Annotated in this window: 15 protein-coding genes; 5 read left to right on the top strand and 10 right to left on the bottom strand. The window is 45.4% G+C overall.

The window, feature by feature from the left end; translation table 11 throughout:
• Positions 1 to 112 precede the first annotated feature (112 nt).
• Complete coding sequence (locus HMPREF1254_RS00720; protein WP_023056686.1) at positions 113 to 2,653, top strand: ATP-dependent Clp protease ATP-binding subunit; 2,541 nt, start codon at positions 113 to 115, stop codon at positions 2,651 to 2,653.
• Positions 2,654 to 2,763: 110 nt separating this feature from the next.
• Here the strand turns inward: HMPREF1254_RS00720 and guaA are convergent, their stop codons facing one another.
• The 7 genes from guaA to gap all read right to left on the bottom strand — a co-directional run bounded on the left by guaA (position 2,764) and on the right by gap (position 12,714).
• The gene (guaA, locus tag HMPREF1254_RS00715; RefSeq protein ID WP_036878414.1) at positions 2,764 to 4,308 is read right to left on the bottom strand and encodes a glutamine-hydrolyzing GMP synthase; all 1,545 of its coding nucleotides are present in this window, start codon (positions 4,306 to 4,308) and stop codon (positions 2,764 to 2,766) included.
• Between the two features lie 313 nt (positions 4,309 to 4,621).
• On the bottom strand, positions 4,622 to 6,034 hold the full coding sequence (locus tag HMPREF1254_RS00705; protein WP_023056680.1) for a glycoside hydrolase family 57 protein: 1,413 nt from the start codon (positions 6,032 to 6,034) through the stop codon (positions 4,622 to 4,624).
• 44 nt (positions 6,035 to 6,078) lie between these two features.
• Positions 6,079 to 7,347, bottom strand: coding sequence for a glycosyltransferase family 4 protein (locus HMPREF1254_RS00700; protein WP_023056728.1), 1,269 nt, complete (start codon positions 7,345 to 7,347; stop codon positions 6,079 to 6,081).
• 16 nt (positions 7,348 to 7,363) lie between these two features.
• Positions 7,364 to 9,307, bottom strand: coding sequence for a glycogen debranching enzyme N-terminal domain-containing protein (locus tag HMPREF1254_RS00695; RefSeq protein WP_023056743.1), 1,944 nt, complete (start codon positions 9,305 to 9,307; stop codon positions 7,364 to 7,366).
• A gap of 467 nt (positions 9,308 to 9,774) precedes the next feature.
• Complete coding sequence (locus HMPREF1254_RS00690) at positions 9,775 to 10,710, bottom strand: diacylglycerol/lipid kinase family protein (protein WP_023056646.1); 936 nt, start codon at positions 10,708 to 10,710, stop codon at positions 9,775 to 9,777.
• The gene (miaA, locus tag HMPREF1254_RS00685) at positions 10,700 to 11,614 is read right to left on the bottom strand and encodes a tRNA (adenosine(37)-N6)-dimethylallyltransferase MiaA (RefSeq protein WP_036878396.1); all 915 of its coding nucleotides are present in this window, start codon (positions 11,612 to 11,614) and stop codon (positions 10,700 to 10,702) included. Before miaA ends, HMPREF1254_RS00690 begins: the two co-directional genes overlap by 11 nt.
• An 80-nt stretch (positions 11,615 to 11,694) precedes the next feature.
• A complete protein-coding gene (gene gap, locus HMPREF1254_RS00680) occupies positions 11,695 to 12,714 on the bottom strand; it encodes a type I glyceraldehyde-3-phosphate dehydrogenase (protein WP_023056631.1) in 1,020 nt (339 codons plus the stop codon).
• A 299-nt stretch (positions 12,715 to 13,013) separates the two neighbouring features.
• Between gap and mscL the strand changes: the two genes are divergently transcribed.
• Positions 13,014 to 13,433: a large-conductance mechanosensitive channel protein MscL gene (gene mscL, locus HMPREF1254_RS00675; RefSeq protein WP_023056659.1), complete on the top strand. Its 420-nt coding sequence runs from the start codon at positions 13,014 to 13,016 to the stop codon at positions 13,431 to 13,433.
• A gap of 180 nt (positions 13,434 to 13,613) precedes the next feature.
• On the opposite strand, the gene HMPREF1254_RS00670 is transcribed toward mscL, so the two are convergent.
• Entirely contained in the window at positions 13,614 to 14,315 is a 702-nt protein-coding gene (locus HMPREF1254_RS00670) for an SIMPL domain-containing protein (RefSeq protein WP_023056667.1), read from the bottom strand.
• 360 nt (positions 14,316 to 14,675) lie between these two features.
• Here HMPREF1254_RS00670 and HMPREF1254_RS00665 point away from each other — a divergent pair, with 360 nt between their 5' ends.
• Both HMPREF1254_RS00665 and HMPREF1254_RS00660 read left to right on the top strand, forming a co-directional pair.
• Positions 14,676 to 15,299 carry a deoxynucleoside kinase gene (locus HMPREF1254_RS00665; RefSeq protein WP_023056658.1) on the top strand — a complete coding sequence of 208 codons (624 nt, stop codon included), beginning with the start codon at positions 14,676 to 14,678 and terminating at the stop codon, positions 15,297 to 15,299.
• A gap of 66 nt (positions 15,300 to 15,365) precedes the next feature.
• Positions 15,366 to 15,992 (top strand): deoxynucleoside kinase, encoded by a 627-nt coding sequence (locus tag HMPREF1254_RS00660; protein ID WP_023056703.1) that lies wholly within the window; start codon positions 15,366 to 15,368, stop codon positions 15,990 to 15,992.
• 71 nt (positions 15,993 to 16,063) lie between these two features.
• Here HMPREF1254_RS00660 and HMPREF1254_RS00655 read toward each other — a convergent pair whose 3' ends face one another.
• Both HMPREF1254_RS00655 and dnaB read right to left on the bottom strand, forming a co-directional pair.
• Complete coding sequence (locus tag HMPREF1254_RS00655; RefSeq protein ID WP_023056690.1) at positions 16,064 to 16,804, bottom strand: tetratricopeptide repeat protein; 741 nt, start codon at positions 16,802 to 16,804, stop codon at positions 16,064 to 16,066.
• A gap of 67 nt (positions 16,805 to 16,871) precedes the next feature.
• Positions 16,872 to 18,377, bottom strand: coding sequence for a replicative DNA helicase (dnaB, locus tag HMPREF1254_RS00650; RefSeq protein ID WP_023056701.1), 1,506 nt, complete (start codon positions 18,375 to 18,377; stop codon positions 16,872 to 16,874).
• A gap of 200 nt (positions 18,378 to 18,577) precedes the next feature.
• Here dnaB and HMPREF1254_RS00645 point away from each other — a divergent pair, with 200 nt between their 5' ends.
• Entirely contained in the window at positions 18,578 to 20,578 is a 2,001-nt protein-coding gene (locus HMPREF1254_RS00645) for an OPT family oligopeptide transporter (RefSeq protein WP_023056660.1), read from the top strand.
• Positions 20,579 to 21,068: the final 490 nt, after the last annotated feature.

Below are 21,068 nucleotides of genomic sequence, written 5' to 3'. Positions count from 1 at the left end.
GCGCCACTTGACAATAAGACTTCAGGACTGGATGGCGATGCTATCGTAGATTGGCACGATTTTTGCAAACTATTAAGTAGTATTTAATTAGAAAAGAAAGGTAAAAAGAGATATGACTAGTCAGTTTTCACCAAAAGTATCCGAAGTACTGGCATTCAGTAGAGAGGAAGCTACCCGACTGGCCAGCCGATCAGTTGGCCCGGAACATCTTCTTTTGGGGATGCTCAGAGAAAAGAACAGCCTGGTACAAGATGTGTTTACACGATTGAATATCAATCTTTCTACTGTGAAAGCAGAATTGGAAAACCGGGTACGAATAGATGAATTGAATGAACCCATCAACACGTCGGAACTCGTTTTGAACGAACGAGCCAGCAACATTTTGAAGCTGGCCGTGCTGGAAGCGAGGATTCAACATACGCAAACGGTGGACGTGCATCACCTGCTGTTGGCCATCTTGCATGACCAAGCCAACAATGGAGCCAAAGAAATTTTAGAAACAAACAACATGAATTACGAAGATACGCTGACCTATTTGCGACGAATGGCAAAACCAACAAGCAGTAGACTTGACTTGCCAGACGAGGAAGAGGAAGCTGAGTTTGAATCAAGAGGTCAACACACGGGCTCTAACCAAAGCAATGCCGCGCCATCAACAGCGACACAGTCGAGAAAAGGGAATGGCAAAACGCCTATCCTGGACAACTTCTCTACCGATTTGACACAAGCAGCAAGGGAGGGAAAACTGGACCCGGTGGTAGGAAGGGATAAGGAAATTCTACGCGTTATCGAGATTCTGGGACGGCGAAAGAAGAATAATCCTATATTAATAGGTGAGCCGGGCGTCGGAAAAAGCGCCATTGTTGAGGGATTGGCACAACTGATTGCCAAGCACAAGACGTCGCCCGTACTATTTAACAAGCGAGTAGTAAGTCTGGACATGACAGCCATTGTAGCCGGAACGAAATACCGGGGACAGTTTGAGGAGCGTATTCGTGCGCTGTTGAAAGAATTAGAACAGAATCCTGACATCATCGTTTTCATTGACGAGATTCACACACTTATTGGTGCGGGAAGCACACCTGGAAGCATGGATGCCGCCAACATCATGAAACCAGCATTAGCCCGTGGTGTCATTCAGTGTATTGGTGCCACCACGTTGGATGAATACCGCAACTCGATAGAGAAAGATGGTGCGTTGGAACGCAGATTCCAAAAGGTACTGATTGAGCCGACCACCACGGATGAAACGTTGCAAATACTGAAAAATATCAAGGAGAGATACGAACAGCATCATCATGTTCAATATTCGGATGAGGCATTGTTGGCCTGTGTCAAGTTGACAGAAAGATATGTAACCGACCGTTTCTTCCCCGACAAAGCCATTGATGCCATGGATGAAGTGGGGTCGAAAGTGTTTTTGCAACATGCTGAAGTGCCTTCTTCTATCACTGACAAAGAGAAAGAAATCGATGCGGTTAAAATAAAAAAGCAAGAAGCTGTACGCAATCAGAATTTCGAATTGGCGGCCAGTTATCGAGACAAACAAACCGAATTGGAAATTGAGTTGGAAGACATGAACAAGCAATGGTCGTCTGGCAAGATGGATAAAAGGGTGAACATCACGGCAGATGAGGTTGCTGATGTTGTGTCGATGATGACTGGTGTGCCTGTTCAACGCATGGCAGAAGCTGAAGGCGTAAGGTTGAAGGGAATGGCCAAAGAGCTGAAAGACGCAGTTATTGCCCAAGATCCTGCCATCGACAAGTTGGTAAAGGCTATACAGAGGAATCGCGTTGGATTGAAAGATCCGAACCATCCCATAGGCGCTTTCATGTTTTTGGGACCCACTGGCGTAGGAAAGACCTATCTTGCCAAGAAATTGGCAGAGCACATGTTTGGCTCAACAGATGCGCTGATCAGGATTGACATGAGCGAATACACCGAGAGTTTCAATGTTTCGCGACTCGTGGGAGCACCTCCTGGATATGTAGGATATGAGGAAGGAGGACAACTGACAGAGAAAGTTCGGCGTCATCCCTACTCCATTGTTTTGCTGGACGAGATAGAAAAGGCGCATGGCAACGTGTTCAACACGCTGCTGCAGGTATTGGATGAAGGAAGACTGACGGACGGAAACGGTAGATTGATTGACTTTAGAAACACGGTCATCATCATGACTTCGAACGCAGGTACACGCCAACTGAAAGAATTCGGGCGTGGAATAGGTTTCAATGCCGCCAACAATTTAGGTCCGAGCATGAATGATGAGGACAAGGAATACGCCCGTTCGATTATTCAAAAGAGTCTGAGCAAGCAGTTCGCACCAGAGTTCTTGAATCGTTTGGACGAAATCATTATCTTCGATCAGTTAGACCTGAATGCCATCAAGAAGATCATCAACATCGAATTGACGGGGCTGTTCAAACGCATTGAAGGCATGGGATACCACATTCATGTGTCGGATAAGGCCAAAGAGTTTGTGGCAACAAAAGGATACGACGTGCAGTTTGGTGCCCGTCCACTGAAGAGAGCCATCCAAACTTATATTGAAGATGGCGTTGCGGCACGCATTCTGTCGGGCGAACTCCACCCTGGTGACACCATCACCATCGAGAAAAAGCCAGGAAAAGAAGAACTGGTTTTCAAATAATCGATGCGCGCTTCAAATAGAAATAAGCAAACATTCACGAACAAAAAGTCCCAAAGGTGATTTTCATCTTTGGGACTTTTTGTCATATTTTACATGGAAATGAAGAATCATCATTCCCATTCGATGGTCGAAGGCGGTTTCGAAGAGATATCGTAGCAAACCCTATTCACCCCTTTCACCTTGTTGATAATCTCGTTAGACACCTTTGCTAAAAACTCGTATGGCAAGTGTGCCCAGTCGGCAGTCATAGCATCCGTGCTGGTAACGGCACGCAATGCGACGGGATGCTCATAGGTTCGTTCGTCCCCCATCACACCAACACTGCGAATAGTAGACAGCAATACGGTTCCAGCCTGCCACACTTTATCGTATAATGGCTCGCCATCATCGCAAATCCAATCATGCAATGCACGGATATAGATATCGTCAGCCTCTTGTAAAATGGCGACTTTCTCAGGGGTAATGTCCCCAAGAATGCGGACAGCAAGGCCGGGTCCGGGGAAAGGATGACGCTTGATGAGATGCTCAGGCATCCCCAATTGATACCCCACTCGGCGCACTTCGTCCTTGAACAACCACTGAAGAGGTTCGCAAAGTTGCAGATGCATTTCCTTTGGAAGGCCACCTACGTTGTGATGACTCTTGATAACCATGCCGGTAATACTCAAACTTTCGATACGGTCAGGATAGATAGTTCCCTGCGCTAACCACTTAGCATCGGTGATTTTCTTCGCTTCTGCGTTGAACACCTCTACGAAATCGCGGCCGATAATCTTGCGTTTTTGCTCAGGATCGGTCACTCCTTTCAAGTCAGCAAAGAACTTCTTGCTGGCATCAACACCTATCACGTTCAGTCCAAGCCCTTCATAAGCCTTCATGACATTGCTGAACTCGTTCTTACGCAACAAGCCATGATCAACGAAAATGCAGGTCAAATTACGACCAATGGCCTTGTTCAAGAGTGTTGCGCACACAGAAGAATCAACGCCACCACTCAGTCCTAATATCACCTTGTCATTGCCCACCTGTTGCCGAATGCTCTCAACCGTGCTCTCAATGAATGACGCTGGGCTCCATGTTTGCTTGCTGCCGCAGATATCCACCACGAAGTTTTTCAACAAAGTGGTACCTTGTGTGGTATGAAATACTTCGGGATGGAACTGAACAGCCCATGTTGGATTCTTCTCACTGGCATACGCCGCATACTTCACCTCACCCGTACTGGCAATTACATGACAATCACTTGGAATGGCAGTAATGGTATCACCATGGCTCATCCACACCTGTGACTGCGGTTGAAAGCCCTTGAAAAGTGGATCAGTTTCGTCAAACTTTTCCAAATGAGCGCGTCCATATTCGCGCGTACCCGTGCTTTCTACCCTTCCACCATTGGTGAATGAGATGAATTGGGCACCGTAGCAGATGCCCAAGACGGGATACTTGCCTATGAAATCACTTAAGTCACACTTGAATGCCTCATGGTCATGCACCGAATATGGCGACCCACTCAGGATGACACCAATGACAGATTCGTCACCTTTAGGAAACTTATTATACGGTAATATTTCGCAGAAGGTATCCAGTTCACGCACTCTTCGGCCAATGAGCTGTGTAGTTTGTGAACCAAAGTCTAAAATGATAATTTTCTGTTGCATATTGATGATATTGCTGGATATTGATTCATAATGCATAGAACGACACATTCCACACAAGAACGAGCTAACTTTCTATTTACAGAACGACCCACTATGGTCTTCATGTCCTTCTATGGTACAAAGTTAAAGGTTTTCGAGCAAATAACAAAGGGGTGCGAAAAAAAAGTCGTTGAGCAAACAACTTTAAACATAATTGCTGTGACCTCGAACGACATCTCATTGAAAACAAAAGGAAAAGTAGCATGCACAATCCTTGAAGCGCATGCCACTAATATGCTGTTTCACAACTAAATCTCTACAAAACGACAACGAATCACGCCTGTAAATCTTTGTTTTTGGCAGCGATTGACGTTGCTTCTGTGCCTGAAACCTTACCTTTTGTCTTGTCAGTATCTTCGTCCAGCTTAGCCTTGAGCTTATCACTGGCCGCTTCTATCTTTTCAATTTTTGTTTGCAAACGCAAGATTTCCTTCTCCTTAATCTCTATTTCTTCGCCTTGGTTCCTGATGGTTGTCAACAAAGAATTCAGCTCTTCATTGTCGATTTCTTCTGGATAAAGGGTGTTCACCCGATTGATAAAATCGCCCAAGATGTTCATATAATTGGTAAAGGCATCAAAAGGACTGCTGTAAATGCCTCGATCCAATCCCACTCCAGACGACTTAGTGGTCATGAACCTAAAGTTGTTGCTCGCTTGTAAGTAGTCCCAATCCTGATTCACTCGCGGATCATTAGCGATTCTCACGCGGTCAGCAACACTGTAAAGCTTGTTGAACGCCTCTCGCTGCATGGGGTTTCCAAGCCAAGCACTCACATCCCTCTCCTCATCATTCCAGCTAATTGTATCTGGAACATCCAAGGCACCAACACTCTGTGTCTTTGAACATATCTCATAAGGAGTAGAAAACACGATGTCTTTATGCTTCGCACAAAACGGCAATGCCTTCAAGAACTCAAGAATATTGCTGTCCAAGGGCTGCGACATCCCTATGGCAGAAAGATTCATGAAGATGTTGATTACCTGCTCTTTATCAGGAAGTTCAGCTATTCGGTTGATGTAATTGTCAGCAAACAAAGGATAACCTTCCCATGAACGGTTGCTGAAACGCAGTGAAATGTCGTCACTCAACTCCACATCACGCAGCAAAAGTTTCAGTTTTGGAGCCAACGTACAATGATAAACATAATGAGGTGATTTCCATCCCAACACTTGCTTGGCGCCCTCTGTCAACATTCCATCAAACCCCATCTGCGAAACTTGCAGTCCGATGTCATCACTGTAAATCAATGACGAATTGCGAAGAACACGCGGTTGTTGACCAAAATACTCTTTCATTTTCTGGCATTGGCGCTTCACCTCTGCTGCGAAACATTCCTCATTAATCAGCGATGACAGCCCATGCGAATAGGGTTCAGCCAAGAACTCCACGCATTTTGTTTCGTTGAGTTCTTGCAATTTTTCAAGCACTTGTGGCGCATGAATCTCCATTTGCTCTATTGCCACGCCTGAAAGAGAAAAAGCCACCTTGAAAAATCCATTGTGCGCCTTAATCATTTCCAACAAGGTGCTGAGAGCCGGCATGTACGATTGATTGGCAATCTCCGTCATTGACCGTTCGTTCTCATAGTCATCATAATAATAATGGTCGGTACCAATGTCAAAAAAGCGATAACGCTTCAGATGCCTGATCTGATGTATTTCGAAATATAGACAAATTGTTTTCATTGTTATTTATAGGTTTTTCGTTATTTCACACATATCCATCACACTTAACGCCAGCCCAGTGTACGCTCGTAAAGCTCTTTGATCCACGCGCCTACCTTCTCCCACGTAATCTGATCCACCTCTTTCTTTCCCTCTGTTTGCAGGTAGGTGAACAGACTTTCATTGTGACAAATGGAGTAGATGGCATCCGCCAGGGCATGGATGTCCCAATAGTCAACCTTGATGCAGTTGGTCAGAATTTCGGCACATCCACTCTGTTTGGATATGATGGTAGGTGTACCACATTGCATGGCCTCTAATGGTGAGATGCCAAACGGCTCACTCACAGACGGCATGACATACACGTCAGAAGCCTTCAAACACTCGTATACCTGTTTTCCACGTAAGAATCCAGGGAAATGGAAGCGATGTGCGATACCTCGCTGGGCCGCCAGATAAATCATCTGGTCCATCATGTCGCCCGACCCTGCCATGCAAAAACGTACGTTGTGCGTGCGATGAAGCACCATGTTGGCAGCCTCCACAAAGTATTCAGGACCTTTCTGCATGGTCAAACGCCCTAAGAAAGTAACGATTTTCTCTTTACCACGGTGATCCGCACGAGGGATATCTTGCAATTCTTTCCGCAGTGGATAAACAGCATTGTGCACCGTAAAGCACTTTCGGGGATCCTGATGATACTGATTAATGACCGTTTGTCGAGTCAGCTCACTCACACACATGATACAGTCGGCATTGTCCATACCATTTTTCTCCATGCCATAAACGGTTGGATTCACCTTACCTCGGCTACGGTCAAAGTCGGTTGCATGAACATGAATACAAAGCGGTTTCCCGCTCACTTGCTTCGCATGGATGCCGGCAGGATAGGTCAGCCAGTCGTGTGCATGGATAATGTCAAAGTCAAGTGTACGGGCAACCACGCCTGCCACAATGGAATAGTTATTGATCTCTTCATGCAGATTGTCGGGATAACGACCAGAAAAATCCAAACATCCCAAGTCGTTAACATTCATGTAATTGAAATCAGCATAGATATGATCCCTGAACCGATAATATTCATTGTAGTCAGTGATGTTGCCAATACGGCTCTTCACATAGTCGGCATCCACGTCACGCCAGGCAATGGGCACGTTGTTCATGGCAACCACATGGGCGTTCGACTGATCTTCGTCACCCCATGGCTTTGGCAGACAGAAGGTAATGTCCATGTCTCCCTGCGCTTTCAGTCCTTCGGTGATGCCAAAACTGGCTGTACCCAGTCCACCCAGAATATGAGGAGGATACTCCCATCCAAACATCAATACTTTCATTTGTTCGTCCTCCTTTTCAATACTTATACTTTTCTAATAACTCCAGCGTACGCAACACCTCTGCCACGTTCATGGCATACGAGATGGCTCCACGCCCATGGAACGGCGGATTGCCGTCAAACAACTCGGGAATGGTTCCCAAGCAGTGCTGCATCATCTCGTCTTCATAACCCACCATCTGGCGCTCGATGAAACTCAATCGCGTACGTTTGTACAACTTCAGACACGCTTCCATGTAGAAACCACCCAGCCAAGGCCAGGCCGTACCCTGATGATAAGCGTGATCGCGCTGCGTCTGCGGCCCCACGTACATAGGGTTGTAGCCATTGCTCTTGGGTGACAACGAACGCAATCCCTTGGGCGTCAGCAATTCTCGTGTACAAACATCCAACACATTCTTCTTCTGCTCTTGTGTCAGTGGTGAATAATCAAAGGCAACAGGGAATATCATATTGGGTCGAACGCTCCAGTCTGGGTGCCCATCATCCACATAATCAAACAGATAACCGTGTTCGTTATAGAAGGTATTCACAAACGATTCCTGGCATTTTGACGCCAAGGCCTCATAATGATCTACTGTTTTCAGGTCTCCGCTTTCTTTCGCCATGGCTGCTACATACTTCAGCGCATTGTACCATAGCGCATTAAACTCAACTATGTACCCCGAACGTGGAACAACCGGACTGCCATTCGCTATAGAGTTCATCCATGTCACTGGCTTATCCCTGCCATTCGTCTTGAGCAGTCCGTTGGCTTCGAAGGTGAGATTAGGATGGCGACCAGCCTCAATGAAACCAACCATCTTCAGCAGAAAGTCATAATATTTACTGATACATTTTTCCATCCCAGCCTCCTTACCGTATTGTTGAATGGCCCATACTGCCCACAACAACACGTCGGGTTGCTCTATCTCATATATTTTTACGGTAAACGGCCTGCCCTCCATGAACTCATTCAGACCCCTCATGGCCGTTGTCATCACCAGCTCAAAATAGTCTTGTTCCTCGATAGACAGGGTCAACCCAGGCAGTGCAACAAACGTGTCACGCGCCCGACATTTAAACCAGGGATAACCTGCCAGGATGTACCGTTCGTCTTCAGACGTACGATTGTGGAACTGGTGAGCAGCGTTGACCAGACAATGAAAGAAATTATCGCGGGGACTACGTGCCTCAACTTCTTCGTCGAAGAGTTGTTGCAGCTCTTTCGGATCACAGGAAGAGGTAGATGCCGAGAACACGACCCGCTCCCCTTTCTTGATGTTCAGCTCGAAATATCCTGGCACGTAGAGATCTTCATTGGACGCATAGCCACGCTCACGTTCTTTGGGATACTCTACCCCACGATACCAATCGGGCTGGAACACAAACTCATTGTCTTTGGAAAACTGCATGTACAGCTCCGGATAACCTGGGTACATACATGTCTTGATACCCTTGTTCACCAATGCGAAATCTCTGCTGGCCGTCGCATTTTCGTGCGTGAACTGTCGAACGCTTCTGAATGCCAAGAAAGGTTTGAAACGTAAAGTGGTCTCAGAGTGTGCATCCAGTAGCGTATAGCAAATCAAAATTCGGTCTTCGTAGTGTTGGAAAACCACCTCTCTCTTCAACAACACCCCACCTACCCGATAGATGGTCGTAGGAACTTTGTCACAATTGAACTCACGAATATATTTGTGTCCATTCGGACTGAAATGATCGCCCTGATATTTGTGCAACCCCAGGTTGAAGGCTGCACCATGCTGGATGACCGTTACATCCAGTGACGACAACAACACATGATTGTCATCATCGAGTTCGGGAATGGGAACAACCAGCAAGCCGTGATACTTGCGGGTGTTACAATCCACAATGGTAGAACAGGAATAGGCTCCCGACCGATTGGTACGCAGCAATTCTCTCTGAAGAGATTCCTCCAAATTAGTCATGAAAGCCCGTTCAAATTTAAGATAGCTCATAGGCCTATTAAGGTATAATATTGGTCTGTTAATAGATTTAATGGCCGCAGCAAACAACATTTCTGCGTGCTTAACGGCGGATTCAAAGTTAGTCATTTTTCAATTGAAAGCAAAATAAAACCGAACTTTATTTGTAAAATCCATCTTATTTCGCTGTGGATGAGCAACAAATGTGGTTTTCTGTCTTGTCTGTCGATGTTAGTAGGCAACGTGGTTCCAGCATCAGTCACAAGCATGATTTGGCACTAAACATTTCCAATAAAATGCCAATACCGATACATGTAAGAAAACGTATATAACGCCCGAAAACCAGACCTGTGATCGCTGATAAACAAAACTCAATGGGTTTGGAGGTTAAAGTCAATGCGTTTAGAGGCCAAACTCAATGGGTTTAGAGGCCAAACTCAATGGGTTTGGAACTGAAACGCAAAGGACTTGAATCGCGACAGCAAAAAGAAGGGAAAAGATTAGTCGGGCAACAAGAAATTGATGACTTCTGGTTCTATCGACAATGTGAATTTTCCAACTGGCGTCTTCATCAGTCGGCCATCAATACCCACCATGGCATGTTCTGCCGCAAACACTTCCACTTTTTTAGTACGATAAGGGTGTACGCTCTTGTGATTGAGGAACTTACCCCGCAAGAACAAGTAGATACCTTCGAAAAGCTGGGTCATTTCGGGATGGTAGACCAAAGAAACATCCAACTGACCGTTGTAGGGAACGGCATTTGGCGTTTGGCCATACCCCAGCGAATTGCCCACGCACACCGTCATTACCTTACGCTTAATGATATCAGTATTAATCTTGAGATGCATTTTATAATCCAGTCGTTGGAAGATTAACAAGGCGAAAGAAAAAAAGAACGACAGGGTTCGGGACCCAAATAAGCGGCGTGTTTTGCGGCGCAGGTTCATGATGGCTGCGATGAAGCCTATGTTCACACAATTCAAGAAATAGCGCCTGCACGCCTCACCGTTTTTATTAGTATACCGCATGCAACCCAAATCCAGTTTCTTGACACGGTGTTTTTTCAGCGCTTTGATGATTCGCTCCTCCTCACCTTCCCGCATATTCCAGAAATGGGCAAAGTCGTTCATCAGTCCATTGGGAATGAGTCCCAAGGAAATCTGTCCACGCAGTTCCGAATCAGCCTGCATCATACAGTTGATGGTGTCATTGAGAGCCGAGTCGCCACCTACGATGACAATCGTCTTATAGCCTGTATTGATGAACATCTTGACCAAGCGACCCACGCTTGCGGAATTCTCGCTTTGCACATAGTCGTACTCCACCTCATTGGCTTGCAGGCTTCTCTCGATGCGCTCCCAATATTTTTGGGGTCTTAAAGCGTTGCTCTTGGGGCAGTAAACAATTCCCCACCGTTTGTTGTCAATAGCCATATATCTCTTTCGTTCTTGTTATTTTTTCTTCCATGGGCAGCATCGCGTCAATCCAATGGATGACGAAGCCCCGCCGTTCCATCCCCCTAAACCAAGTCATTTGCCGCTTAGCAAACTGATGGATGGCGATTTCGAGTTGCTTAAACATCTCGTCGTAAGTAGTTTTTCCAATGACATACTCAGTCACATACTTATATTCCAGACCATAATAGATCAGGTTTTCAGGCGGTATACCTGCTGCCAACAGTCCTTTAATCTCCTCGATCATGCCGTTTTCCAATCGATGCTTCAGTCGGTCGGTAATCTTTTTTCGTCGTTCTTCCCTGTCAATGCGCATTCCAATAATGCATGTGTCAATGGGTGGCAGTGCGCGATCGGGCATGGGATGCTGCAAAAGATGGCTTTCAATCTCAATGGCCCTGATGGCGCGCTGCGCTGTATCCACGTCAGATTGATTGTGCATCACCGAATGGTTTTTATGCTTCAAATCAATCAATATATCCGTCAACTCGGCCAACGACTTGTCGCTTAGCTGCTGTCTCAACTGCTCATTCTGAGGAACGGGCGACAGCGCATAACCTTTCAACACGGCTTCTATGTACAGACCGGTACCGCCACAGAGGATGGGAATGATGCCTCTGGAAATAATATCCTCGTATGCTGCATGAAAATCTTGCTGATACCGGAACAGATTGTACTTCTCTCCAGCATCTACAATGTCAATCAAATGATAGGGAATTTGCTTGTGAACGACATAGTCAGAGAGGTCTTTGCCAGTACCGATATCCATCCCTCGATACACCTGACGGCTGTCGGCACTAATGATTTCAGCACCGATATCGGCTGCAAGATGGGCTGCAAATGCCGTTTTCCCACTGGCCGTTGGACCTAAGATTGTTAACATCTTCACGCGACAAATATACTAAAAAAAAGCCGTTCGAGCTATCTCGAACGGCTTATTTATCGTTAAACGACTAATTTTGATTAGCCATTAACCTTTGCCATGTGCTTGATCAACTCAACAACCTTGTGTGAGTAACCAATTTCGTTATCGTACCAAGATACAACCTTTACGAAGGTGTCTGTCAACGCGATACCTGCCTTAGCGTCGAAGATAGAGGTACGTGGATCGCCCAAGAAGTCAGAAGAAACAACAGCCTCATCGGTGTAACCAAGAATACCCTTCAGTTCACCCTCAGAAGCGTCCTTCATAGCCTTGCAGATTTCCTCGTATGTAGCTGGCTTTGCCAAGTTTACGGTCAAGTCAACAACAGAAACATCCAAAGTAGGCACACGCATAGACATACCTGTCAGTTTGCCGTTCAACTCAGGAATCACCTTACCTACAGCCTTTGCAGCACCTGTTGAAGAAGGAATGATGTTGCCAGAAGCGGCACGACCACCACGCCAATCCTTCATAGAAGGACCATCAACAGTCTTCTGTGTAGCGGTGGTAGAGTGTACAGTGGTCATCAAACCGTCTTTGATACCGAACTTGTCGTTCAACACCTTAGCGATAGGAGCCAAGCAGTTGGTGGTGCAAGAAGCGTTAGATACAAACTGTGTACCCTTCTGATACTTGTCAAGGTTTACACCGCAAACAAACATTGGAGTGTCATCCTTAGAGGGAGCTGACATCACAACATATTTGGCACCAGCCTGGATGTGAGCCTGTGATTTCTCTTTTGTCAAGAACAAACCTGTAGACTCTACTACATATTCTGCTCCAATCTCATCCCACTTCAAGTCAGCAGGGTTGCGTTCTGCGGTCACACGAATCTTATTACCGTTCACAATCAGTTCAGACTTCTCAACGTCATACTCGATTGTACCATCGAACTGACCGTGCATGGTGTCATATTTCAGCATGTATGCCAAGTAATCTACAGGGCAAAGGTCGTTAATACCTACAACTACTACGTCTTTTGCATTAGCTTCTTCCAAAGAAGCACGGAAAACGAAACGACCGATACGGCCAAATCCGTTAATACCAATTTTAATCATTTTACTTTTAGTTTATTTATTAAAGGGTTAAATTATAAGTCATAGAATTGATTGCCTTCCTGATGACAGAATCTCTCATCGTGTCATGAAACAACGAAAAAAAACGAACATCAAGTAACAATTATCCTTTATTTGTATGCAAAGTTACAATTTATTTTCTATATTTGCATGTGATTCATGTATTAAATAATATAAAAAAGCCTTGTTATTCGATAACTTTACAAAATATGATTATTGTAAAAGAACAATGACAAGTCTACATGACAAAATATCAATCATTACAATAACAAAAGATTATTATGAAGAAGTTTTTAAATGAGTTCAAAGCATTTGCCATGCGTGGCAATGTAGTTGACATGGCTGTCGGTGTAATCGTTGGAGGTGCTTTTGGCAAAATTGTTACATCCCTCGTGAACGATATCATCATGCCTCCTATTGGTTTTCTGCTTGGCGGTGTCAACTTTAAAGACTTGAGTATCAAACTGGGTGAGAAACTCTCAGAAGATGGTAAGACCATGGAAGCCGTAACGTTGAACTATGGCAACTTTATTCAGCAAACTGTAGATTTCTTGATTATCGCCTTCTGTGTATTCTTGCTCGTCAAAGCTGTCATGAAGATTACCAAGAAAAATGAAGAAGAACCTGCATCAGTAAAACCTGAGCCAACAACAGAAGAGAAACTCTTGACCGAGATTCGTGACTTGCTGAAGAACAAATAAGCGACATTCTTCGTTTACACACAAGAATCAAGTGGGTAGGTCAATTATCTTTATACACCTACCTGAAGACAACAACGGATGTTTCACAATGAACCATCCGTTGTTTGTTTATCCTTTCACCCACAAAGCCAGCAAAAGTTGCTCACACCATCAATCATCTAATGTGACGTTCAACGGCGGTTAATCTTTCAAAGAATAGGTAATGGTGGTCACCACTCTTACTTTTTTGATGTAAGGAGTGTTGGAGTCACGGTTTTCAATGGAGAACTGTCCTTGATCAGCACTAATAATCTTATTCAATTTGCTGCGACTGTTTTCGGCAAACTGCTTAGCGGTTTTCTCAGCATTATCAATGGCTTCCTTCATCATCTTCGGCTTCATGGCTGCGAAAGACACATACTCGTATTTCACAGGATTCTCGTATCCACCATCAACAATGGCCACTCCTTCCTTCAGCAAACTGCCTTGCTTGGCGATAATGCTTCTCACCAACTTCACTTTCTTCGAGGTTACGGTTATCGATGAGGTGATGTTGTAGCGATAACGCGACTCATTATTGGAATATTGGTTGGCATTCATGTCAATCACGGAAGGTGCGTTAACGCTGATTTCACTTTCAGAAATACCATTGCTCAGCAAGAAATTTTTGATGGTTGCCTGTGTGTTGGCTATGTTCTTATACAGCTGTGGCAGGTCGTTTCCGATTTCTTTTGATAAGATGGGCCATGTCACTTTGTCCGCCTCAACCTCTTTTTCCGACAATCCCTTTACCGTTACCTTGTGGTCTTTGTTCACAAAGTTATCGATACCGCCCTTAATCGCAAATCCTAATACGACAATACTGAAGGCGATGAGTGCCGCAGATAAAACTTGTCCTTTCATATTTTTATGTTTTTGATGAATCATTCTGTATGACACAAATATAGGATTTTCATTTCAATTGCATGCGCGAATGTAATAACAAATGCGGGTAATTAGATTTAAATAACCTTTCGTCAAACATTATAACACATTAAACGGAAGGAGAAAAACATCGCATACGAACAGCTGACGACTTCTTCCTAAAAAAGAAAGTCAAGATGAACGAAGGCCAAGAAAAACCAACTAATATATTTTGAAGTATGCACTGTTTGGGCTAACTTTGCAGGCAAAATGCAGAACGGCTTTGCATATTTGAATCTAATAGAAAGAATACGCACGGCTCATTCTGCTTGGTCATCAACTCTTAGTAAGACAAAAACCGTGCACATAGTCATCGCAGGAAACATCGGAAGCGGCAAGACAACCCTCACAAACATGTTGGTTAAACATTATGGTTGGACACCTAAATTGGAATCGGTGGACATCAATCCATATTTGGACGATTACTATCGATCCATTGAACGATGGGCTTTCAACCTTGAGGTCTACTTCTTGAAACAACGATTTCACGACTTACTAGATATAGCTCAATCAAAAGAAACCATCGTACAAGACCGTTCGATATACGAAGGGGTATATGTTTTTGCCGCCAACAACCGAGATATGGGTCATTTGTCTGACAGAGATTTCAATACTTACATGGAACTATTCGAGGCTATGATGATGGCTGTCAAGCTTCCTGACCTCATGATTTACCTCCGTTCGTCAGTTCCCAACCTGGTTGGGCACATCCAAAAGCGCGGAAGAGACTACGAACAGGTCATCCCACTGGAGTATCTCACCAACCTGAACGAACGTTACGAAGATTTTATCCTCAATAAATACCAAGGAAAAAAGCTCATCATTGAGGCGGATGCTCTTGACTTTGAGCACAATCCGAAAGACTTTTCAGAAATCATCGACAAGATAGACGCGCAACTGTTCGGCCTCTTTGGCAATCTGTAACGACAACGCAACGTCTTTTCAACATATCAACAATCACTCTATTCACACAACAAAAACACATTCATCATGCACATAGCCATAGCTGGAAACATAGGAAGCGGCAAGACAACCCTCACTACCATGCTTGCCAAACGATATAATTGGATACCACAATTTGAACCAGTAGACAACAATCCGTATCTGGATGATTTCTATGACGACATGACACGATGGTCGTTCAACTTGCAAATCTACTTTCTCAACAAGCGGTTTAGAGACGTTGTTGCCATCAGCAAGAGTAACGACACCATCATTCAAGACCGCACCATCTTTGAAGATGCCTGCATCTTCGCACCCAACTTGCACAGCATGGGTATGATGAGCGACCGCGACTTTGACAACTATACAGACCTTTTCAACCTCATGATGTCGCTCGTGAAGTTGCCAGATCTCTTGATTTACATTCGTTCAGGGATTCCAAACCTGGTTTCTCATATCCAAAAACGTGGGCGCGAATTTGAGAAATCCATCCGAATAGACTACTTACAGGGGCTCAACACACTCTACGAAAACTGGATTAGCACGTACAAAGGGAACCTCATGATTGTTGATGGCGACCGTCTTCATTTCAAAGAAAACCCACAAGATTTCAAGGAGATAACAGATATGATTGACGACCGACTGTATGGTTTGTTCCCGCTTGACGTGAAATAGCACCGACACGGCCATGCCTTAAATGATACAGAACAAGGGTATACGATTGTTAGGGCGTGGTGTTTTCAAAATCATTGTTTCAGTCTTCTATACCAATTCCTGAGAGCTGGGCGCGGAACACCTAATGACACAAGGCGGTCAAGGTCTTCTCTTGCCTTTTCAGTCTTGCCCAATTGGATGCGCAGTTCGGCTCTGTTCAGCAGATAATCGGTATTATTCTGATCTCGTTTGATGGCCTCTGAATAATCGTATTCGCCCAACTCAAGCATCCCCTGCTCTACTTCAATTCCCGCACGAGCGGCATAAGCCACCGCACTGTCGACATGCTGACTCACCAACAGGTTAATCTGATTAAGTGCTTCCGTATGGTGTTTGTCCTTCTGATTGAGCAAAGCCAGACCTAAGAGCGCAGAAAAATGTCCGGGAACTCTTTGCAACAGATGCTCATAATCAAGTCGGGCAAAATTATATCTCCTCAATTTTTGATTGGCGAAAGCCCGATAATACAAGGCAGCGATGTTGTGCTGATCCTTACTTAGCACCCTATCATACTCGTCTTTAGCATACTGCCACTGCTCTAATTGTAAATTCCACGCAGCTTTTTTCAACCGCAAGTCCACACTGTCAGGATGATATTCCAAGGCTTCGGTGGCCTTCTTCAAACTATCACGCAACGCTTCACGCTGTTGTGCAAAGCAGTTTAAAGGCAAAAGAGACAAGAAAGAAAGCACTGAAACAGACAAGATGCACGCCTTTTCCCTGAAAGAAAAAGCATCTAAAGTACATCTCAACATGCTGATAAAATCCCTCATAACAGTCGCTTTTTCACTATTTTATACCAAAATCTCTATCGTATTCATTGAGAAAAGTGCCCATTCATCAAAACGGAACAGATTCTGCTGGAGGCAAATCTCCTAAAGGTGTGGACTCTGGGGGTGGGAAACCTCCATTAAGACGCGACTCCATAAACTCCCCACCTTCTGGAATTGGCATCGAATAACCTTCGTCCAAGTTCTCGAAACGCGTATACTCGCCACGAAAATTTAGCAGCACATCGCCCGTTGCACCTTTACGATGCTTGGCTATGATGATTTGAGCTTTACCTCGTAAGTCCACCCCATTGTTGTCTTCATACAACCGATAATACTCCGGTCTGTGCACAAACAGCACCAAGTCGGCATCCTGTTCGATAGCACCCGACTCACGAAGGTCACTCAACTGTGGTCGTTTTCCCTCCAACCCGTCACGATTCTCCACGTTACGGCTCAACTGTGACAAAGCCAGCACTGGAATATCCAGCTCTTTGGCCAGTCCTTTCAGCGAGCGGGAGATGGTAGAAACCTCCTCCTGACGGTTGCCAAACCGCATGCCATTGGCATTCATCAGCTGTAAGTAGTCTATCATGATAATCTGCACGCCTTTCTCTCTTACCAGTCTACGTGCCTTGGTTCTAAGTTCAAAGATACTCAGTCCTGGCGTGTCATCTATATAAATAGGTGTACCCATTAGGTTTCTCACTTTCGTATCAAAACGTTTCCATTCATCAGCAGTCAATTGTCCACTCAGAATCTTGTTACCCGCAATCTCACAAGTATTGGATATCAAGCGGTTTACCAATTGTACATTGTTCATCTCCAATGAGAAGAATGCAATAGGAACTTGATGATCTACAGCGATATTCTTAGCAATAGAGAGTGCAAACGACGTTTTTCCCATGGCCGGACGACCCGCAATAATCACCAAGTCAGACTTTTGCCAGCCACTTGTAATGCCATCCAATTTGGTATATCCAGAAGGTATTCCCGTTAAATCACCTGTGTTAGCAGATGCCTTTTGCAGTATTTCCGTTGCTTGAGCTATCACAGGATCAATTTGCGTATAGTCCTTCTTCATGTTGGTTTGCGACAACGTGAAGAGGTCACTTTCGGCTTCTTGCATCAATTCATCTATATCCTGTGACTCATCAAACGCCTTGGTTTCGATAACACTGGCATAAGAAATCAACTGACGAGCCAGCGATTTCTGCGAAAGTATTTTGGCATGATACTCAATGTTGGCTGATGACGCGACCTGTGCACTAAGCTCCACCACATAGGCAGCACCACCTATCTCCTCCAAAGTTCCCTCTCTTTTCAGCTGATCGGTCACGGTGATGATGTCAACCGGTTTCTCCTCCATCGTCAACGACTGGATGGCATGGAAAATCTTCTGGTGCCTTGGCTCGTAGAATGACTCAGGACGAAGAATCTCGGAAATGATGGAAAAAGCGTCTTTGTCTATCATCAGTGCCCCCAGAACAACTCGTTCTACATCAGTTGCTTGTGGCTGAACATGTGCATAAGAGTTATCTATCGGTGCCGGACGCTTGTTTTTGGTAGTGGCCATGGTTGAAGTATTTTATTGTTTTACCAACTTGGGAATGCAAATGTATAAAAAATAGTTCAACTATCGCCCATCGGCGTTCATCTTTTTACATTCCACACCACTCTACAGCAATCATGACAAAGTGGAATAAAATCTTACAATTCGTTTTGCTATCTTATTGATTTAGTATATCTTTGTCAGCAAAAACACAAATATTACTTATGGAAGACAAGCAAAAAGAGTCTGTGCAATTACCTGAAAATGCTTTCAGGAAACTGAAAGAAGGAGAAGAGTATCAACCTATCATGCACGCAAACCAAACCTACCCCGAGGTCAATGCGTGGTCAGTGACATGGGGCATCCTCATGGCGATGTTGTTTTCGGCCGCCGCAGCCTATCTGGGTTTGAAGGTAGGACAGGTGTTTGAGGCCGCCATCCCCATTGCCATCATCGCCGTAGGCGTATCAACAGCCGCCAAGCGAAACAAGGCACTTGGTGAAAATGTGATTATACAGAGCATCGGAGCCTGCTCGGGTGCAGTGGTGGCTGGAGCCATCTTCACCCTGCCTGCCATTTACATTCTTCAAGCTAAGTATCCCGAAATGAGCGCATCGTTCATGAAAATCTTCATGAGTTCGGCACTCGGAGGAGTCATTGGCATTCTATTTCTGATTCCTTTCCGCAAATATTTCGTGAGCGACATGCACGGCAAATATCCATTCCCCGAAGCTACTGCCACCACGCAAGTGCTCGTGAGCGGTGCCAAAGGCGGATCGCAAGCCAAGCCATTGCTTATGGCCGGACTGGTTGGTGGGCTTTATGACTTCATCGTAGCCACCTTTGGATGGTGGAACGAGAACTTCACCACCCGCGTTTTCGGCTTGGGTCAGCAGCTGGCCGATCAGGCAAAACTGGTCTTCAAGGTAAACACCGGCGCAGCCGTAATGGGTCTTGGCTACATCATCGGACTGAAATATACCTTTATTATCTGTATGGGTTCGTTCGCCGTTTGGTGGCTCATCGTGCCAGGACTATCGCTGTTGTTTGGCGACACCATCTTAAACATCGGTGGCACCAACCTCACCATGACGGTGGGCGAGATGTCTCCCGAGCTGATTTTCACCACCTACGGCAAGAGCATCGGTATCGGTGGCATTGCCATGGCGGGCATCATTGGCATCATCAAGAGCTGGGGTATCATCAAAAGTGCCGTTGGACTGGCAGCTAAGGAGATGAAAGGCCAAGGTGAGGTGACGAAAGAAGAGATACGCACGCGCAGGGACATCTCGTTCCGGGTCATTGCCATCGGCTCCATTGCCGCCATTCTTATCACTTTCGCATTCTTCCTTTTGGGCGTGATGCACAACTTTACGCATGCGCTGATTGCCATTCTCTTAGTGGCCATTATTGCCTTTTTGTTTACCACTGTGGCAGCCAATGCCATTGCCATCGTAGGCAGCAACCCGGTATCGGGCATGACCTTGATGACACTTATCTTGGCCAGCGTGGTGATGGCAGCCGTGGGACTCAACGGTACGGAGGGCATGGTAGCCGCCTTGATCATGGGAGGCGTGGTGTGTACCGCTCTCTCCATGGCCGGTGCGTTTGTCACTGACCTGAAGATTGGCTATTGGTTGGGAACGACGCCAGCCAAACAAGAAACTTGGAAGTTCTTGGGAACCCTGGTGAGTGCGGCTACCGTGGGCGGCGTAATGATGCTGCTCAATCAAACCTACGGCTTCGATCCGGCACAACAAGGGCATCTGGTGGCACCGCAAGCCAATGCCATGGCAGCCGTCATCGAGCCCTTGATGAATGGTGCGGGTGCACCTTGGATCTTATATGGCATCGGTGCTTTGCTGGCCATCATCCTCACTTTGCTCAAGATTCCCGCACTGGCATTTGCATTGGGCATGTTCATTCCGTTGGAACTCAACACGCCCCTGCTCATCGGTGGCGCCATTCACTGGTTTGTCACCACGCGCAGCAAAAATAATGAAGTGAACAAACAGCGCGGAGAGAAGGGTACGCTGTTGGCCAGCGGCTTCATCGCCGGCGGTGCGTTGATGGGCGTTTTAAGCGCATTGCTGCGCTTTACGGGCTTCAATCCCATCAATCCCGACTGGCTTGCCAACCCCTTGTCCGAATTGCTTTCACTGGCCGCTTACCTGCTATTGATTAGCTATTTCATCCTGGCAACGCGCGACAAGAGCAAGGCTTAAACATTGGATGGCAGTCTGGTGCAGGATTCCAAGCCCAGACTGCCATTTCACATTTACATTGAACCGCATCGTTTCATGTAGGTTTATCTTTGTGAATTTTCTTGACAACACATCTTCTCATGCTTGGCTTATTTGCAAACGAACACAGGTTTGCTTGCAAATAAGCCAAGCATGAGCGTTTTTCGCACTTCGTTGATACACAACATATTACAAATTATTCAGCCGCATTCGTAACCAAATTCAACCATTTTTCAGTTAAAAAGCATGCTTTCATGCCCCTAATTTGCATGTAATTGACTGCCAATAGCATGCATATAATGCGGTAAAAGGATGTTACTTGTCTGGTAAGACCATTGCTTTTACCCTGAAATGCGCTTTTTCTTCCCACATCATCCCCTATTTGCATCCTCTTTGCCTATCGATTTTTTCTATATTGAAACTTTTCAAGAGCCGATTTAAGGGCTGTTTTTGAGATAAAAAATTGACATTT

The sequence above is a fragment of the Prevotella sp. BV3P1 genome (assembly GCF_000479005.1).
Taxonomy (GTDB): domain Bacteria; phylum Bacteroidota; class Bacteroidia; order Bacteroidales; family Bacteroidaceae; genus Prevotella.
The sequence above is the reverse complement of the archived record's forward strand: the minus strand, read 5'-3'. Positions and strand labels throughout refer to the sequence as shown.

Bases quoted from the DNA above. Each gene is read 5' to 3' on its own strand.
- HMPREF1254_RS00720 (WP_023056686.1), top strand. From the start codon at position 113: ATGACTAGTCAGTTTTCACCAAAAGTATCCGAAGTACTGGCATTCAGT.
- guaA (WP_036878414.1), bottom strand. From the start codon at position 4,308: ATGCAACAGAAAATTATCATTTTAGACTTTGGTTCACAAACTACACAG.
- HMPREF1254_RS00705 (WP_023056680.1), bottom strand. From the start codon at position 6,034: ATGAAAACAATTTGTCTATATTTCGAAATACATCAGATCAGGCATCTG.
- HMPREF1254_RS00700 (WP_023056728.1), bottom strand. From the start codon at position 7,347: ATGAAAGTATTGATGTTTGGATGGGAGTATCCTCCTCATATTCTGGGT.
- HMPREF1254_RS00695 (WP_023056743.1), bottom strand. From the start codon at position 9,307: ATGAGCTATCTTAAATTTGAACGGGCTTTCATGACTAATTTGGAGGAA.
- HMPREF1254_RS00690 (WP_023056646.1), bottom strand. From the start codon at position 10,710: ATGGCTATTGACAACAAACGGTGGGGAATTGTTTACTGCCCCAAGAGC.
- miaA (WP_036878396.1), bottom strand. From the start codon at position 11,614: ATGTTAACAATCTTAGGTCCAACGGCCAGTGGGAAAACGGCATTTGCA.
- gap (WP_023056631.1), bottom strand. From the start codon at position 12,714: ATGATTAAAATTGGTATTAACGGATTTGGCCGTATCGGTCGTTTCGTT.
- mscL (WP_023056659.1), top strand. From the start codon at position 13,014: ATGAAGAAGTTTTTAAATGAGTTCAAAGCATTTGCCATGCGTGGCAAT.
- HMPREF1254_RS00670 (WP_023056667.1), bottom strand. From the start codon at position 14,315: ATGAAAGGACAAGTTTTATCTGCGGCACTCATCGCCTTCAGTATTGTC.
- HMPREF1254_RS00660 (WP_023056703.1), top strand. From the start codon at position 15,366: ATGCACATAGCCATAGCTGGAAACATAGGAAGCGGCAAGACAACCCTC.
- HMPREF1254_RS00655 (WP_023056690.1), bottom strand. From the start codon at position 16,804: ATGAGGGATTTTATCAGCATGTTGAGATGTACTTTAGATGCTTTTTCT.
- dnaB (WP_023056701.1), bottom strand. From the start codon at position 18,377: ATGGCCACTACCAAAAACAAGCGTCCGGCACCGATAGATAACTCTTAT.
- HMPREF1254_RS00645 (WP_023056660.1), top strand. From the start codon at position 18,578: ATGGAAGACAAGCAAAAAGAGTCTGTGCAATTACCTGAAAATGCTTTC.